General features: G+C 55.8%; 15 protein-coding genes. 12 read left to right on the top strand and 3 right to left on the bottom strand.

Annotated elements, in window-relative coordinates; all coding sequences use genetic code 11:
• Window positions 1–6: 6 nt before the first annotated feature.
• On the bottom strand, window positions 7–777 hold the full coding sequence (gene garL / locus AM410_RS10015; protein ID WP_047956146.1) for a 2-dehydro-3-deoxyglucarate aldolase: 771 nt from the start codon (window positions 775–777) through the stop codon (window positions 7–9).
• A gap of 407 nt (window positions 778–1184) precedes the next feature.
• Here garL and garD point away from each other — a divergent pair, with 407 nt between their 5' ends.
• A complete protein-coding gene (garD, locus tag AM410_RS10010) occupies window positions 1185–2756 on the top strand; it encodes a galactarate dehydratase (protein ID WP_014171748.1) in 1572 nt (523 codons plus the stop codon).
• A gap of 35 nt (window positions 2757–2791) precedes the next feature.
• On the opposite strand, the gene AM410_RS10005 is transcribed toward garD, so the two are convergent.
• Entirely contained in the window at window positions 2792–3601 is an 810-nt protein-coding gene (locus AM410_RS10005; protein ID WP_020883561.1) for a DeoR family transcriptional regulator, read from the bottom strand.
• Window positions 3602–3852: 251 nt separating this feature from the next.
• Here AM410_RS10005 and kbaZ point away from each other — a divergent pair, with 251 nt between their 5' ends.
• The 11 genes from kbaZ to AM410_RS09945 all read left to right on the top strand — a co-directional run bounded on the left by kbaZ (window position 3853) and on the right by AM410_RS09945 (window position 15940).
• Window positions 3853–5148 (top strand): tagatose-bisphosphate aldolase subunit KbaZ, encoded by a 1296-nt coding sequence (gene kbaZ, locus AM410_RS09995; RefSeq protein WP_236900115.1) that lies wholly within the window; start codon window positions 3853–3855, stop codon window positions 5146–5148.
• A 19-nt stretch (window positions 5149–5167) separates the two neighbouring features.
• A complete protein-coding gene (gene agaV, locus AM410_RS09990) occupies window positions 5168–5641 on the top strand; it encodes a PTS N-acetylgalactosamine transporter subunit IIB (RefSeq protein WP_073396327.1) in 474 nt (157 codons plus the stop codon).
• A gap of 10 nt (window positions 5642–5651) precedes the next feature.
• Window positions 5652–6431 (top strand): PTS N-acetylgalactosamine transporter subunit IIC, encoded by a 780-nt coding sequence (gene agaW, locus AM410_RS09985; RefSeq protein WP_020883559.1) that lies wholly within the window; start codon window positions 5652–5654, stop codon window positions 6429–6431.
• The gene (gene agaE / locus AM410_RS09980) at window positions 6421–7299 is read left to right on the top strand and encodes a PTS N-acetylgalactosamine transporter subunit IID (RefSeq protein ID WP_059306050.1); all 879 of its coding nucleotides are present in this window, start codon (window positions 6421–6423) and stop codon (window positions 7297–7299) included. The genes agaW and agaE overlap by 11 nt, the downstream gene beginning before the upstream one ends.
• 15 nt (window positions 7300–7314) lie before the next feature.
• Window positions 7315–7749, top strand: coding sequence for a PTS galactosamine/N-acetylgalactosamine transporter subunit IIA (gene agaF, locus AM410_RS09975; RefSeq protein ID WP_020883557.1), 435 nt, complete (start codon window positions 7315–7317; stop codon window positions 7747–7749).
• A complete protein-coding gene (nagA, locus tag AM410_RS09970; protein ID WP_108647764.1) occupies window positions 7746–8879 on the top strand; it encodes an N-acetylglucosamine-6-phosphate deacetylase in 1134 nt (377 codons plus the stop codon). Before agaF ends, nagA begins: the two co-directional genes overlap by 4 nt.
• Window positions 8880–9125: 246 nt before the next feature.
• Window positions 9126–10274, top strand: coding sequence for an SIS domain-containing protein (locus AM410_RS09965; RefSeq protein ID WP_063156886.1), 1149 nt, complete (start codon window positions 9126–9128; stop codon window positions 10272–10274).
• A gap of 12 nt (window positions 10275–10286) precedes the next feature.
• On the top strand, window positions 10287–11159 hold the full coding sequence (gene kbaY, locus AM410_RS09960) for a tagatose-bisphosphate aldolase subunit KbaY (protein ID WP_014171757.1): 873 nt from the start codon (window positions 10287–10289) through the stop codon (window positions 11157–11159).
• A gap of 118 nt (window positions 11160–11277) precedes the next feature.
• Window positions 11278–12849, top strand: coding sequence for a maltose/glucose-specific PTS transporter subunit IIBC (malX, locus tag AM410_RS09955; protein ID WP_073396323.1), 1572 nt, complete (start codon window positions 11278–11280; stop codon window positions 12847–12849).
• A gap of 12 nt (window positions 12850–12861) precedes the next feature.
• On the top strand, window positions 12862–14034 hold the full coding sequence (locus AM410_RS09950) for a MalY/PatB family protein (RefSeq protein WP_073396321.1): 1173 nt from the start codon (window positions 12862–12864) through the stop codon (window positions 14032–14034).
• Window positions 14035–14050: 16 nt separating this feature from the next.
• Window positions 14051–15940, top strand: coding sequence for an enterotoxin (locus tag AM410_RS09945; RefSeq protein ID WP_073396319.1), 1890 nt, complete (start codon window positions 14051–14053; stop codon window positions 15938–15940).
• Between the two features lie 36 nt (window positions 15941–15976).
• Here AM410_RS09945 and rsmI read toward each other — a convergent pair whose 3' ends face one another.
• Window positions 15977–16837 carry a 16S rRNA (cytidine(1402)-2'-O)-methyltransferase gene (rsmI, locus tag AM410_RS09940; RefSeq protein ID WP_014171761.1) on the bottom strand — a complete coding sequence of 287 codons (861 nt, stop codon included), beginning with the start codon at window positions 16835–16837 and terminating at the stop codon, window positions 15977–15979.
• Window positions 16838–16885 lie beyond the last annotated feature (48 nt).

Here is a 16885-nt window from a genome sequence, read left to right as displayed (position 1 = left end):
TGATGGTTATTTTTTAAAGGCGTCCGCTAACTTCTGCGTGGCCGAGCGGAATACGCCGAGGTCGCTACCGACGGCAACGAAGGTCGCGCCCCACTCCAGATAGCGGCGGGCATCCGCCTCAACCGGCGCCAGAATGCCGCACGGTTTGCCGTGCGCGTTGGCACGGGCAAAGATGTGCTGAATAGCGCGCTGCACCTCAGAATGACCCGCATTGCCCAGATGGCCGAATGCCGCAGCAAGATCGCTTGGACCAACGAAGATGCCATCCACACCGTCGGTGGCAGCGATAGCGTCGACGTTATCGACCCCCTGCTGGCTCTCAATCTGTACCAGGATGGTGATGTTGCTGTTGGACTGTGTGAAGTAGTCCGGGACGGTGCCAAACATGTTGGCGCGATGGGAAACGGAGACCCCGCGGATCCCTTCCGGCGGATAACGTGTTGACGCCACGGCCTGCACCGCCTCCTCTTCCGTTTCCACAAACGGGATCAGGAAGTTGTAGAACCCAATATCCAGCAGACGTTTGATGATTACCGGCTCGTTGGTCGGGACGCGAACCACTGGCGCGCTATGGCTCCCTTTGAGCGCCATTAACTGCGGAATAAAGGTGCTGATATCGTTCGGCGCATGTTCGCCGTCCAGCACCAGCCAGTCGAAACCGGCCAGGCCCAGGACTTCGGTGCTGATGGGGCTTGCCAGCGCGGACCAGCAGCCAATCTGGATCTGGTGCGCCGCGAGGGCCGCTTTAAACTTATTCGGGAAGATATCATTATTCATCACGTTTACCTTTTTAATTCCGCAGTCTTATTCAGGTTCATATTTATATTTTCAGACGCAGCGTCAGCGTTATATTTATTTCCTGACTTAATTTAGGCGTTATAAAATCGTCATTCAGTATAATCCTCACGTCATGACAGCACATTGTTTTAATGCTCAAGCATTGCGGCGTGTTTTGATAATATTTTGAGCATATGCACAACGTGATGGGCGCTGATGCACAGAATCAGGCATTGCTGGCCGGGTGGCATCTGCGCCGGTTTTAAGGAGCGATCGGGATCACATTTTGATATCTCGTCTCCTGACATTCTTTATTGACTCAAGCCGCGTCTTTATTTCTGCGATAAGAAAATAAACATCCCCTGGCTGCATTTACTATCAGACATTTTGCTGGAGAATATTGAACAATGGCCGACATTGAAATTCGACAAGCGTCGCCGACGGCGTTCTATATCAAAGTTCACGACACGGATAATGTGGCGATAATTGTTAACGACAACGGTCTAAAAGCGGGCACCCGTTTCCCGGATGGGCTGGAGCTGACTGAACATATTCCGCAGGGGCATAAAGTCGCTCTGGTGGATATCCCGGCCCACGGTGAAATCGTGCGGTATGGCGAAGTTATCGGGTATGCGGTTCGCGCTATTCCTCAGGGGAGCTGGATTGAGGAGTCGCTGGTTGAGCTACCCGAAGCGCCGCCGCTGAACACGCTCCCCCTGGCCACCCGGGTTCCTGAGCCACTGCCCCCGCTGGAAGGGTACACATTCGAAGGGTACAGGAATGCGGATGGCAGCGTAGGCACCAAGAATCTGCTCGGTATCACCACCAGCGTGCACTGTGTGGCAGGCGTGGTGGATTACGTGGTGAAAATCATTGAGCGCGACCTGCTGCCGAAATACCCGAATGTCGACGGCGTGGTAGGTCTGAACCATTTGTACGGCTGCGGCGTGGCCATCAATGCTCCGGCGGCCGTGGTACCGATTCGTACCATCCATAACATCGCCCTGAACCCGAATTTCGGTGGTGAAGTGATGGTCATTGGTCTCGGTTGCGAAAAGCTGCAGCCAGAGCGTCTGTTGCAGGGCACCGAAGATGTGAATGCCATTCCGGTCGACGAGGCCAGCATTGTTCGTTTACAGGATGCGCATCACGTCGGATTCCGTTCAATGGTTGACGATATCCTTCAGGTGGCGGAGCGCCATCTGGAAAAACTGAACCAGCGCCAGCGCGAGACCTGCCCGGCGTCAGAGCTGGTGATAGGCACTCAGTGCGGCGGCAGCGATGCGTTTTCAGGCGTCACGGCGAACCCGGCGGTGGGCTATGCCTCGGATCTGTTTGTCCGTTGTGGCGCCACGGTGATGTTCTCCGAAGTGACCGAAGTGCGTGATGCCATCCATCTGCTCACCCCACGCGCCATCAATGAAGAGGTGGGCAAACGCCTGCTTGAGGAGATGGCCTGGTACGATAACTATCTCGACATGGGACAAACCGATCGCAGCGCCAACCCCTCTCCGGGCAATAAAAAAGGCGGTCTGGCGAACGTGGTGGAAAAAGCCCTCGGCTCGATTGCCAAATCCGGCCAGAGCGCCATAGTTGAAGTGCTCTCCCCGGGCCAGCGCCCCACCAGACGCGGCCTGATTTACGCCGCGACCCCTGCCAGCGACTTCGTCTGTGGCACACAGCAGGTGGCGTCCGGCATTACGGTACAGGTCTTTACCACCGGGCGCGGCACGCCGTACGGGCTGATGGCGGTACCGGTGATTAAAATGGCCACCCGTACCGAGCTGGCAAACCGCTGGTATGACCTAATGGACATCAACGCGGGCACCATTGCCACTGGCGAAGAGAGTATCGAGGATGTCGGCTGGAAGCTGTTCCACTTCATTCTGGACGTGGCAAGCGGCCGTAAGAAGACGTTCTCCGATCAATGGGGATTACATAACCAGCTGGCGGTGTTTAACCCGGCACCGGTGACGTGACCGTTCTCCCCCTCTCCCGAAGAGAGGGGGGCAACTTATCCCTTCACCAACACCACATCTATCCCGCTCTTACGCAACCCTTCCAGGCTCTCAGGCGGAATCCCTTCATCGACGATAATCATATCGATTCTCTGGGTATCGATGATTTTATGCAGGCTCGAACGGTTAAATTTGCTGGAGTCAGTGACTACGATAATACGCTCTGCCACCTCGCACATCCGCCGGTTCAGTCGGGCTTCATCTTCATTGTGGGTACTGACGCCGCGATCAAGGTCGATGGCGTCGACCCCCAGAAAAAGCAGATCAAAGTGGTAATTCTGTAAGGACTGCTCAGCCTGATCGCCGTAAAAGGATTGCGACTGGCGGCGCAAGTGCCCACCGGTCATCAGCAGCTCCACCCCTTCCGCTTCCAGTAATGCATTCGCCACGTTCATTCCGTTGGTCATGGCAATCACATCCGTGTGCTGACGCAGCATACGGGCGATTTCAAACGTCGTGGTCCCGGAATCCAGAATAATGCGATGACCCGGCTTCACCAGCGCGGCGGCCGCCTGCGCGATACTGCGCTTAACTGCAGTATTGAGCGAACTTTTGTCCTCCACGGAGGGTTCAGTGCCAGGCGCATTGCCTTCACAAATCAGCGCTCCGCCATAAGCACGAACGGCAATGCCCTGCTTCTCAAGAAACGCCAGGTCGTTACGGATCGTCACCGTGGAAACGCCATATAAATGAGAAAGATCGTTAACCTGCACGCTTCCCTGTGCCCGCAACCGCTGAATGATCTGCTCTCGCCTTTCACTGGTGCCGGTGACGCGCTTCTCCGCGGATGAATCGGTGCTGCTCATGCGAGCTCCTTAATAAATGGTCTTTCGTTTCATTTCGTTTTGTCTATTAACGCCTTTCTTTTATGGGAATGCAAGCCCTGCCTGCTTCCAGTCAGCGCACTCCCTCGTCGCTGAAACCTTTCATTATGTTTCTTTTGTGAAACAGATCGGAAAACTATTATCTTTCGTTTTATTTTTATACCACCATGATGCAGGATTAAATGAAATAAAACGAAAGATGAAAACCATCACCATCCGAAATGGAGAGGAAAGTGAAACATCTGACAGAAATGGTGGAACAACATAAACGGGGGAATGCGAACGGGATTTATGCCGTTTGTTCCGCACATCCACTGGTACTTGAAGCCGCAATTCGTTACGCCCAACTGCATCACACGCCGCTGCTGATTGAAGCCACCTCTAATCAGGTGGATCAATTTGGCGGTTACACCGGTATGACGCCCGCCGATTTTCACGGGTTCGTCTGTAAGCTGGCGGAATCCCTTGGTTTCCCGACATCGCAACTGATCCTCGGTGGCGATCATTTAGGGCCAAACCGCTGGCAAAACCTGCCTGCCCGGCAGGCGATGGCGAATGCCGAAGATCTGATCAGAAGCTATGTCGCCGCCGGGTTTAAAAAGATCCACCTCGACTGCAGCATGTCCTGCGAAGACGATCCAGTACCGTTAACCGACGCCATCGTTGCCGAGCGCGCGGCGCGCCTGGCGAAAATTGCGGAGAAAACCAGCCTGGCGCACGCTGATGTCGCTGACATGGTCTATGTCATCGGTACGGAAGTGCCGGTTCCGGGCGGCGCGCATGAAACGCTCACCGAGCTTGCCGTCACGACCCCAGAAGCCGCGCGTGCCACCCTTGAAGCTCACCGCCACGCGTTCGAGAAAGAAGGGTTAAGCGACATCTGGCCACGCATTATTGGCCTGGTGGTTCAGCCTGGCGTTGAGTTTGACCACGCACATGTGTGTGACTATCAACCGCAAAACGCCGTCGCCCTGAGTCATATGGTTGAAGCTTACGACACGCTGATATTTGAAGCGCACTCTACCGACTACCAGACACCGCAGGCGCTGCGCCAGCTGGTGAAAGATCACTTCGCCATCCTCAAAGTTGGCCCGGCACTGACCTTTGCCCTGCGTGAAGCGTTGTTCTCGCTGGCCGCCATTGAAGAAGAGTTGCTGCCTGCAAAAGCCTGTTCGGGCCTGCGTCATGTCCTGGAAAACGTGATGCTCGATCGCCCCGAATACTGGCAAAGCCATTATCACGGTGATGGCAATGCGCGACGCCTGGCACGCGGGTATAGCTACTCCGATCGGGTGCGCTATTACTGGCCGGACAGCCAGATCGACGAAGCCTTTGCGCGACTGGTACGCAACCTGGCAGACGAACCGATCCCGCTGCCGCTGATCAGCCAGTACCTGCCGTTGCAGTACAGCAAAGTTCGCGAGGGTGCTCTCAAGTCGACACCACGGGACCTCATCCTCGACCACATTCAGGACATACTCCAGCAGTACCATGCCGCCTGCGAAGGCGTAACGACTCAAAACGCATAATTAAAAAGAGGAAAGCGCTATGCCAAACATTGTCTTATGCCGCATCGATGAACGCCTGATCCACGGTCAGGTAGGTGTGCAATGGGTTGGGTTTGCGGGGGCCAACCTGGTGCTGGTCGCTAATGATGACGTCGCTGAGGATCCGGTTCAACAAAACCTGATGGAGATGGTGCTCGCAGAAGGGATCGCCGTGCGTTTCTGGTCGCTGCAAAAAGTGATCGACAACATTCATCGCGCTGCCGAGCGCCAGAAAATTCTGCTGGTCTGCAAATCACCCGCGGATTTTCTGACGCTGGTCAAAGGCGGCGTGCCCATCACCCGTATCAACGTAGGAAACCTGCATTACGCCAGTGGCAAAAAACAAATTGCCAAAACGGTCTCTGTCGATGCGAACGATATCGCCGCATTTAACGGCCTGAAAGCCGCCGGAGTGGGATGCTTCGTTCAGGGTGTTCCGACTGAGACTGCTTTGGATCTCTTTAAACTGCTCTGAGGGATTCACAATGGAAATTAGTCTCTTGCAGGCATTCGCGCTGGGCATTCTCGCCTTTATCGCGGGCCTGGATATGTTTAACGGGTTAACACACATGCACCGCCCGGTGGTGCTCGGGCCGCTGGTTGGCCTCATTCTGGGCGATCTGCACACCGGTATTTTAACGGGCGGTACGCTGGAGCTGGTTTGGATGGGGCTGGCTCCGCTGGCCGGCGCGCAACCGCCAAACGTCATTATCGGCACGATTGTCGGCACCACGTTTGCGATCAGCACCGGTGTGAAGCCGGATGTCGCCGTTGGGGTCGCCGTCCCGTTTGCGGTTGCGGTACAGATGGGGATCACTTTCCTGTTCTCCGTCATGTCCGGAGTGATGTCCCGCTGTGACCGCATGGCAGCCAATGCGGACACGAACGGCATCGAAAGGGTCAACTATCTGGCACTGCTGGCGCTCGGTATCTTCTATTTTCTGTGTGCCTTCCTGCCGATCTACTTTGGCGCTGAACACGCAAAAACCGCCATTGATGTGCTGCCGGAACGTCTGATTGATGGCCTCGGCGTCGCCGGCGGCATCATGCCCGCGATTGGCTTCGCCGTATTGCTGAAAATCATGATGAAAAACGTCTATATCCCTTACTTTATCATCGGCTTTGTTGCCGCAGCCTGGTTGAAACTGCCGGTGCTGGCGATTGCCGCGGCTGCGCTGGCAATGGCGCTGATTGACCTGATGCGTAAATCGCCTGAACCGGCGACACCTGCAGCCCAGAAAGAGGAATTCGAAGATGGCATCTAATCAAACTACGCTGCCTGGCGTTTCTGACCACGAAGAGACGCTGCTCACGGGCATGAATGAAAACGTCTATGAAGATCAACATATTGGTGCCGAGCTGACGAAAAAGGATATTAACCGTGTCGCCTGGCGTTCGATGCTGCTGCAGGCCTCGTTTAACTATGAACGTATGCAGGCTTCCGGCTGGCTGTATGGCCTGCTGCCCGCGCTGAAAAAGATCCATACCAACAAGCGGGATCTGGCCCGCGCCATGAAAGGCCATATGGGCTTCTTCAATACGCATCCGTTTCTGGTGACATTTGTCATTGGCATCATCCTGGCGATGGAGCGCTCCAAGCAGGATGTCAACAGTATCCAGAGCACCAAGATCGCTGTGGGGGCACCGCTTGGCGGCATTGGCGATGCCATGTTCTGGCTTACGCTATTGCCAATTTGCGGCGGGATCGGCGCAAGCCTTGCCCTGCAAGGCTCCATACTGGGTGCGGTGGTCTTTATTGTGCTGTTTAACGTAGTGCATCTTGGCCTGCGTTTTGGCCTGGCACATTACGCCTACCGGATGGGTGTGGCAGCCATCCCGCTGATTAAAGCCAATACCAAAAAGGTCGGCCACGCGGCTTCCATCGTGGGGATGACGGTCATTGGCGCGCTGGTGGCAACCTACGTACGTCTCAACACCACGCTTGAAATCAAGGCCGGGGATGCGGTGGTCAAGCTGCAAGCCGACGTTATCGACAAACTGATGCCCGCTTTCCTGCCGCTGGTCTATACCCTGACCATGTTCTGGCTGGTTCGTCGCGGCTGGACCCCACTGCGCCTGATCGGTATCACCGTTGTGCTGGGGGTTGTCGGTAAGTTCTGTCACTTCCTGTAAAGCAAAGAGGTCGCAATGTTAGGCATTATTTTGACGGGTCACGGCGGGTTTGCCAGCGGGCTTGAACAGGCGATGAAACAAATCCTCGGCGAGCAGCCGCAGTTTATCGCCATCGATTTTCCTGAAAGCTCCACCACCGCGCGGCTGACCGCGCAGCTTGAACAGGCAGTCAGTGAACTGGACGGGCAGCACGATATTGTGTTTCTCACCGATCTGCTCGGGGGGACGCCGTTCCGGGTGGCATCAACACTCGCCATGAAAAGACCCGGCAGCGAAGTGATTACCGGTACAAACCTGCAGCTGTTACTTGAGATGGTACTGGAGCGCGACGGGTTAAGCAGTGAAGCCTTTCGTCTGCAGGCCCTGGAATGCGGGCATCGCGGCCTGACCAGCCTGGTGGATGAGCTGGGGCGCTGTCGTGAGGAAGCCCCCGCTGAGGAAGGGATATGAGTCAGGTGCTGCGCGCGCGTCGTCTGCTGACCGAGCAGGGCTGGCTGGAGGATCACCAGCTACGCATGGAGAGCGGAATTATCACCGCCATCGAGCCGATCCCAGCTGGCGTGCATGCCCGGGATGCCGACCAGCTTTGCCCGGCGTATATCGATACCCACGTTCACGGTGGCGCGGGTGTGGACGTGATGGATGATGCCCCAGAGGTGCTGGGCACGCTGGCGATGCATAAAGCGCGTGAAGGCACAGGGGCTTTTTTACCGACGACCGTCACCGCACCGCTGGAGACTGTCCACCGGGCGCTCGCACGCATCGCCCGGCGCTGCATGTCCGGTGGTCCTGGCGCGCAGATACTGGGCAGCTATCTTGAAGGACCCTACTTTACGCCACAGAACAAAGGGGCACATCCGCCGGCGCTGTTTCGTGAGCTGGATGTCAGCGAACTGGACTCGCTGATTGAAGTATCGCAACACACCCTCAGGGTTGTCGCTCTGGCACCGGAGAAACCCGGTGCGTTGCAGGCCATTCGCCACCTTAAGCAGCGTGGGATACGGGTCATGCTGGGTCACAGCGCCGCGACGTACGATCAAACGCTTGACGCTTTTGAGGCGGGCGCTGATGGGTTAGTGCACTGTTATAACGGCATGACCGGGCTCCATCATCGTGAACCCGGTATAGTCGGTGCAGGCTTGACGGACCCGCGGGCATGGCTGGAACTGATTGCCGACGGGCATCACGTTCACCCGGGTGCTTTGCGGCTGTGCGCCTGCTGTGCCAAAGAGCGGATCGTTCTGATTACCGATGCCATGCAGGCCGCAGGGATGCCCGACGGACGTTACAGGCTATGTGGCGACGAGGTCAACATGCACGGTGGGGTGGTACGCACCGCTTCCGGTGGGCTTGCAGGCAGTACGCTGTCTCTCGATGCCGCCGTGCGCAATATGGTGGCGCAGGCGGGAATAACGCCAGCGGATGCGATCTATATGGCCTCGCTGCACCCTGCCCGCTTGCTGGGTATTGATCACCAGCTCGGTTCATTAAAACCGGGCAAGCGTGCCAATATGATTGCGCTGGATGAAGGCTTATACCTTCAGCAGATCTGGATCCAGGGTTTGGCTCTCCCCCTTTAGACCTTTCATTGTCCCGTTTTTGGGCCTTGCGGCAAGCGATCGCAAGGTCTTTCTTTTCCTTTCCTTAATCATTGCCTTTTCTTTGCCGATCACACTTTCCGTTTTATTTCTTTTCTTCCATTGAACTTTCGATTTCTTTTCTATAGATTTTATTTAACTGCTTAAGTGAACAAGTGAAACGAAACGAAAGATAGCGACACGTTTGCCAGCGTCTGATGTGGAATTCACACGACTAAGGACTGAGTTATGTCAGAAACCAACACTACCGCCACCACCGGCACATGGACCGAAGAAGAGATCCGCCAGCAACCCGCCAGCTGGATCCGCTCACTCAACAATATCGATAACCTGCGCGCGTCGATCGATAACTTCCTGACGCCGCTGCTGCGCAAGCGCGAGCTGCGGATCGTGTTGACGGGGGCAGGCACCTCGGCCTTTATCGGCGACATCATTTCGCCCTGGCTCGCCAGCCACACCGGGAAAAACATTACCGCCGTACCGACGACCGATCTGGTCACGAATCCGATGGACTACCTGAGCGCCGCACACCCGCTGCTGCTGGTGTCGTTTGCCCGTTCCGGCAATAGTCCGGAAAGCGTAGCCGCCGTTGAACTGGCAAACCAGTGTGTGCCGGAGTGCTACCACCTGTCGATCACCTGTAATGAGGCGGGAAGCCTTTATCAGACCGCGGTAAACAGCGATAACGCGTATGCGCTGCTGATGCCTGCCGAAACACACGATCGCGGGTTCGCGATGACCAGCAGCATAACCACCATGATGGCAAGCTGCCTGGCAGTCTTCGCCCCGGAGACGATCAACAGCCATACCTTCCGCGATGTGGCCGATCGCTGCCAGACGATCCTCACGTCACTGGGCGATTTCAGCCAGAGCGTCTTTGGCAACGATCCGTGGAAAAGGATCGTCTATCTGGGAAGCGGGGGGCTGCAGGGAGCCGCTCGTGAATCGGCGCTGAAGGTGCTGGAGCTGACGGCAGGCAAGCTGGCGGCGTTCTACGATTCCCCAACCGGTTTCCGTCATGGCCCTAAATCGCTGGTGGATCGCGAAACGCTGGTGGTGGTGTTTGTCTCCAGCCACCCCTATACGCGGCAGTACGATCTGGATCTGCTTGCTGAGCTGCGCCGCGATCGTCAGGCCATGCGCGTGGTGGCCATTGCCGCCGAAACCGATCCGGTCGTTGAGGCTGGCCCGCATATCCTGCTGCCCCCTGCCCGCACGTTTATCGATATGGAGCAGGCCTTCTGCTTCCTGATGTACGCCCAGGTCTTTGCCCTGTCCCAGTCACTTCGTGTGGGCAATACCCCGGATACACCGTCCGCCAGCGGCACGGTTAACCGTGTCGTGCAGGGCGTCGTTATTCATCCGTGGCAGGCTTGAGAGGATCCGATCATGAGTATTATTTCGACAAAATATCTTCTGCTGGACGCCCAGGCGAAAGGCTACGCCGTACCGGCGTTCAATATCCATAACGCGGAGACGATCCAGGCGATCCTCGAAGTGTGTAGTGAAATGCGATCGCCGGTGATCCTCGCGGGCACGCCGGGCACCTTTAAGCACATTGCCCTGGAAGAGATCTACGCCCTGTGCAGCGCGTACTCCACCACTTACGACATGCCGCTGGCGCTGCACCTCGATCATCACGAATCGCTCGACGACATTCGTCGCAAAGTTAACGCGGGTGTGCGCAGCGCGATGATCGACGGCAGCCACTATCCGTTTGAGCAAAACGTAAAGCTGGTGAAATCAGTGGTCGACTTCTGCCACCTCAACGATTGCAGCGTTGAAGCCGAACTGGGCCGCCTGGGCGGCGTGGAAGATGACATGAGCGTGGACGCTGAAAGCGCGTTCCTGACCGACCCGCAGGAAGCAAAACGCTTCGTTGCGCTGACCGGCGTCGACAGCCTGGCTGTGGCCATCGGAACCGCTCACGGTCTTTATACCAAACGGCCAAAAATCGACTTTCGACGGCTGGCTGAAATCCGCGACGTGGTGAGCGTACCGCTGGTGCTGCACGGGGCGAGTGATGTGCCGGATGACGATGTTCGCCGCACCATAGAGCTGGGCGTCTGCAAAGTGAACGTGGCAACCGAGCTAAAAATTGCGTTCTCTGGCGCCGTTAAGGCCTGGTTTGCTGAGAACCCGCAGGGCAACGATCCACGTTTCTACATGCGGGTTGGCATGGATGCCATGAAAGACGTGGTCAGAAGCAAAATCACCGTGTGCGGCTCGGCGAACCGATTGCTGCTCCCGGCGGAAGCCTGATCTCATCGCATAGAACATCAATAACTCAAAAATAACTATAAGCCTCGCAAATATGAAGGCGCGTCCTTAAGCCAGACAGCGCCTTCCATTACGATAAATAATTCCGAGGAGTCCCTACATGACACAGGAAAAGTCGTTTAAATCGAAAGCGTGGGAGTTTTTTCAGAGCCTGGGAAAGACCTTTATGTTCCCGGTCTCCCTTCTGGCCTTTATGGGGTTATTGCTGGGTATCGGTAGTTCTGTTACCAGCCCCTCCACCCTCAAAAGTTTCCCCTTTCTGGGCGGCGAATTAACTCAGCTCACCTTTGGCTTTATTGCCATGGTCGGCGGCTTCGCCTTTACCTATCTTCCCCTCATGTTTGCCATGGCGATCCCAATGGGGCTGGCCAGACGCAACAAAGCAGTGGGCGCTTTTTCCGGGTTTGTTGGCTATATGCTGATGAACATGAGCATCAATTATTACCTGATTGCGACCCACCAGCTTGCCGATGCCGCCTCCATGAGACAAGTCGGGCAATCGATGGTGCTGGGCATTCAAACCCTGGAGATGGGTGTGCTGGGCGGTATCGTGGTTGGGGTCATTACCTTTTTCCTGCACGAACGTTTTCAGGATACCGTTTTACACGACGCGTTCGCCTTCTTTAGCGGCATTCGTTTTGTGCCGATTATCACCGCCCTCACCCTCTCACTGGTGGGGCTGTTTATTCCCCTGCTGTGGGAGTACGTTGCGCTGGGCATTACCGGGATTGGCCATATTATCCAGAGCACCAACGTGTTCGGCCCGTTCCTCTACGGCGTGGGGGTACTACTGCTCAAACCCTTTGGCCTGCACCATATTTTGCTGGCGATGGTGCGCTTCACGCCCGCGGGCGGTATTGAAATGGTCAATGGTCATGAAGTCGCCGGGGCGCTGAACATTTTCTACGCCGAACTGAAAGCGGGTCTGCCGTTCAGCCCGCACGTTACCGCGTTCCTGTCGCAGGGCTTTATGCCGACCTTTATCTTCGGCTTACCGGCGGTGGCATACGCCATCTATCGCACGGCCCGCCCGGAAAACCGCCCGGTGATTAAAGGCCTGCTGCTCTCCGGCGTGCTGGTCTCCGTCGTCACCGGGATCTCCGAGCCAATTGAATTCCTGTTCCTGTTTATCGCTCCTGCCCTTTACGCCTTCCATATTGTGATGTCGGGCCTGGCCCTGATGGTCATGGCTCTGCTGGGGGTGACCATCGGCAACACCGACGGCGGCATTCTGGACCTGCTTATCTTCGGGGTCATGCAAGGGATGTCGACCAAATGGTATCTGGTATTCCCGGTAGGCATTGCCTGGTTTGCCCTCTACTTCTTCGTCTTCCGCTGGTACATCCTCAAACACGATATTAAAACGCCGGGCCGTGAAGTGGACACCCAGGGTGCACAGCAGGCCGTCGAGGCCAATACCCGGGCACGCGGAAAATCGAAATACGATCATGGGCTTATCCTGCGTGCGCTCGGCGGTAAAGAGAACATCGAGTCGCTTGATAATTGCATTACCCGGCTGCGTCTGGTGGTGAAAGACATGAGTCTGATCGACCAGCAGGCGTTAAAAGAGGCCGGTGCATTGTCCGTCGTGGTGCTGGATGCGCACAGCGTCCAGGTGATCATCGGCCCGCAGGTGCAAAGCGTAAAAACCGGCATTGAAGCCTTAATTTAACAGGGGGTTGTGGTGTTTAATTTTGACGAAATCATTGAGCGTAAAAGCGACCGGTGTCGAAAATGGGATCACGCCTTTGTCCGCTCGCGCTTTGGTGATGTGCCTGAAGGCTTTATCCCGCTGTGGATTGCCGATATGGATTTCACCTCCCCACCTGCCGTGACAGAAGGTTTCCAGCGCATCGTGGAGCATGGCACCTTCGGCTACACCTGGTGCTTTGACGAATTTTACGATGCGGTTATCGCCTTCCAGCGCGAACGTCATCAGGTTGACGTCGATAAATCGTGGATCACGCTGACGTACGGTACCGTCTCCACGCTGCATTATACGGTTCAGGCGTTTTGTAAACCTGGCGACACGGTGATGATGAACACACCGGTGTACGATCCGTTTGCCATGGCCGCCCAGCGTCAGGGGGTAGCGATACTGGCAAACCCACTGAGCGTGAGGGAAAATCGCTACCAGCTTGATTTTAATCTGGTGGAAGAACAGCTCAGAACATACCGTCCAAAACTGTGGTTCTTCTGCTCGCCGCATAACCCTTCCGGCAGGATCTGGCACGCCGATGAGATACGCCAGGTTTCAGACCTCTGTCAACGCTACGGCACCCTTCTGGTGGTTGATGAGGTCCACGCCGAACATATTCTGGACGGTCATTTCGTCAGCTGTCTGGCATCCGGCTGCGCGGCGCAGGACAATCTGATCCTGCTGACCTCCCCGAATAAAGCGTTCAACCTTGGCGGGCTGAAAACCTCCTACGCCATCATTCCGGATGCCACCCTGCGCCAGCGCTTTCGCCACCAGCTTGAGAAGAATGCCATCACCTCACCCAATATATTCGGGATATGGGGAATTATTCTTGCCTACCAGCATGGTTTGCCGTGGCTCGACGCGCTGAACGGCTATCTGCGCCGTAACGCTGGCTATCTGGCAGAGGCCATCCAGACCCACTTCCCGGCCTGGAAAATGATGAACCCGGAATCATCGTATCTGGCCTGGGTTGACGTCAGCGCAGATGAACGTAGCGCCACTGAATTGACCCGACATTTCGCCCATCAGGCTGGCGTCGTCCTCGAAGATGGCAGCCACTATGTCCAAAACGGCGAACACTACCTGCGCATTAATTTCGGCACCCAGCGCTACTGGCTGGAGCAGTCCATCACCCGAATGCTGAAGCATTACTAATAAGGATCTTACCCTGATGAAAAAAGTGCTCACACTCTCGATGCTTGCCTTGTGTGTTTCTCATGGCGCGGCGGCAGCACAATACGCGCTCGATAACGACTCCATTGCCCTCTCGTTTGATGACGCCAGTTCAACGGTGGTAGTGAAAGACAAAACGGCTAATCATCCGCTTACGCCGCAGGAGCTGTTCTTTCTGACCCTGCCGGATGAGACCAAAATTCATACTGCAGACTTTACAATTAAGCATGTAGAAAAACAGGACAACACGATTGTCATTGATTTCACCCGTCCGGATTTTAACGTGACGGTGAAGCTGAATCTGGTGAAGGGAAAATACGCCAGTATTGATTACACCATTGCGGCCGTCGGCCAGCCGCGAGAGGTGGCGAAAATCACCTTCTTCCCGACGAAAAAACAGTCTCAGGCGCCGTACGTTGATGGTGCCATCAATAGCTCGCCCATTATTGCTGATTCGTTCTTTATCCTGCCGGATAAGCCAATCGTTAATACGTATGCCTATGAAGCGACGACCAATCTGAACGTGGAGCTGAAAACGCCGGTTCAGCCTGACGCGCCGGTCAGCTTTACCACCTACTTTGGCACGTTCCCGGAAACCAGCCAGCTGCGCCGTAGCGTAAACCAGTTTATCGACGCCGTGCGCCCACGGGCGTACAAACCCTATCTGCACTATAACAGCTGGATGGATATCGGCTTCTTTAACCCCTACACCGAACAGGATGTGCTGGGGCGGATGGATGAGTGGAATAAAGAATTTATCACCGGACGCGGCGTGGCGCTGGATGCGTTCCTGCTGGACGATGGCTGGGACGATCGTACCGGACGCTGGCTGTTTGGCCCGGCCTTCAGCCACGGCTTTGGTAAGGTCAGGGAAAAAGCGGACAGTCTGCACAGCTCCGTCGGGCTGTGGCTCTCACCGTGGGGAGGTTATAATAAGCCGCGCGATATTCGCGTCTCCCACGCCAAAGAGTACGGCTTCGAAACGGTAGACGGGAAGCTGGCTCTCTCGGGCCCGCGCTACTTCAAAAACTTCAATGAGCAGATCATCAAGCTGATTAAAAACGAACATATCACCTCGTTTAAGCTCGACGGGATGGGCAACGCCAACTCGCATATTACTGGTAGCCAGTTCGCGTCCGATTTTGATGCGTCTATCGCCCTGCTGCATAACATGCGCAGCGCAAACCCCAATCTGTTTATCAACCTGACAACCGGTACCGACGCCAGCCCGTCCTGGCTGTTCTATGCCGACTCCATCTGGCGTCAGGGGGATGACATCAACCTTTACGGCCCCGGCACGCCGGTACAGCAGTGGATGACCTACCGCGATGCTGAAACATATCGCTCTATTGTGCGTAAAGGCCCACTGTTCCCGCTGAACTCGCTGATGTACCACGGGATAGTCAGCGCGGAAAATGCCTATTACGGACTGGAGAAGGTGCAAACGGACAGCGATTTTGCCGATCAGGTCTGGAGCTACTTCGCCACAGGGACGCAACTGCAGGAGTTATATATCACGCCATCAATGCTGAATAAGACGAAATGGGACACCCTGGCGCAGGCAGCAAAATGGGCGCGAAATAACGCCAGCGTGCTGGTGGATACGCATTGGATCGGTGGCGACCCGACGGCGCTTGAGGTTTACGGGTGGGCCTCCTGGAGCAAAGACAAAGCCATTCTGGGCTTGCGAAACCCGTCGGATAAACCGCAAAGCTATTATCTGGATTTGGCAAAAGACTTTGAAATCCCGACAGGGGACATGGCGCAGTTCAGTCTGAACGCCGTGTACGGCAATAACACAAGCGTACCAGGAGAGTATCAAAAGGCCGTGGTGATTACGCTGCAGCCGCTGGAAACGCTGGTGTACGAGGCCATTCCCGCGAAGTAAAATAAACTGGCCCGGCGTGATTGCCGGGCCGATATATTACCCCTGCTGCTCCAGCGCATACTTATACAGTGCGTTTTTCTTCACGCCGTGGATCTCTGCCGCCAGCGCAGCCGCTTTCTTGAGCGGCAGTTCAGCCTGCAACAGCGCAAGTGTACGAAGCGCATCGGCAGGCAATGCGTCCTCCTGCGCCTTATGTCCTTCGACAATCAGCACCATCTCGCCCTTGCGGCGGTTTTCGTCTTCCTTCACCCACGCCAGCAGTTCTCCTACCGGTGCGCCGTGAATGGTTTCCCAGGTTTTGGTCAGCTCGCGTGCCAGCACCACGTAGCGGGCTTCCCCCCAGACGGTCACCATATCTTCCAGGCTTTCCAGCAGGCGATGCGTAGATTCGTAGAAAATCAGGGTGCGTGGTTCAGCTTCCAGCGCTTTTAACACGTCGCGGCGGCCTTTGGATTTGGCAGGCAGGAAACCTTCATAGCAGAAGCGGTCGGAAGGCAGACCCGCAGCGCTCAGCGCCGCGATAGCCGCACATGGGCCAGGCAGCGGCACCACGCGGATCCCGGCTTCACGGCAGGTACGCACCAGATGGTAGCCGGGGTCGTTAATCAGCGGCGTACCCGCATCGGAGACCAGGGCAATGTTCTGCCCCTCTTTCAGCTTCGCCACCAGCGTTTCGGCTTTTTGTTGCTCATTGTGATCGTGTAACGCGAACAAACGCGCGCTAATAGCGAAGTGCTGGAGCAGTAAGCCTGTGTGTCGGGTATCTTCAGCGGCAATTAAATCAACAGCCTGCAATACGGTAAGCGCACGTTGGGTAATATCAGATAAATTCCCGATAGGAGTAGGTACAATATAGAGCTGGCCTTGAGAATTATCTGCCGTTTCGTGTTGTTTCATTGTTTCGTCCGTATTGCCGATTTAATATTGAGCATTGCGTAAAAAAAA

Source organism: Enterobacter cloacae complex sp. FDA-CDC-AR_0164 (assembly GCF_003071645.1).
GTDB lineage: Bacteria > Pseudomonadota > Gammaproteobacteria > Enterobacterales > Enterobacteriaceae > Enterobacter > Enterobacter ludwigii.
The sequence above is the reverse complement of the archived record's forward strand: the minus strand, read 5'-3'. Positions and strand labels throughout refer to the sequence as shown.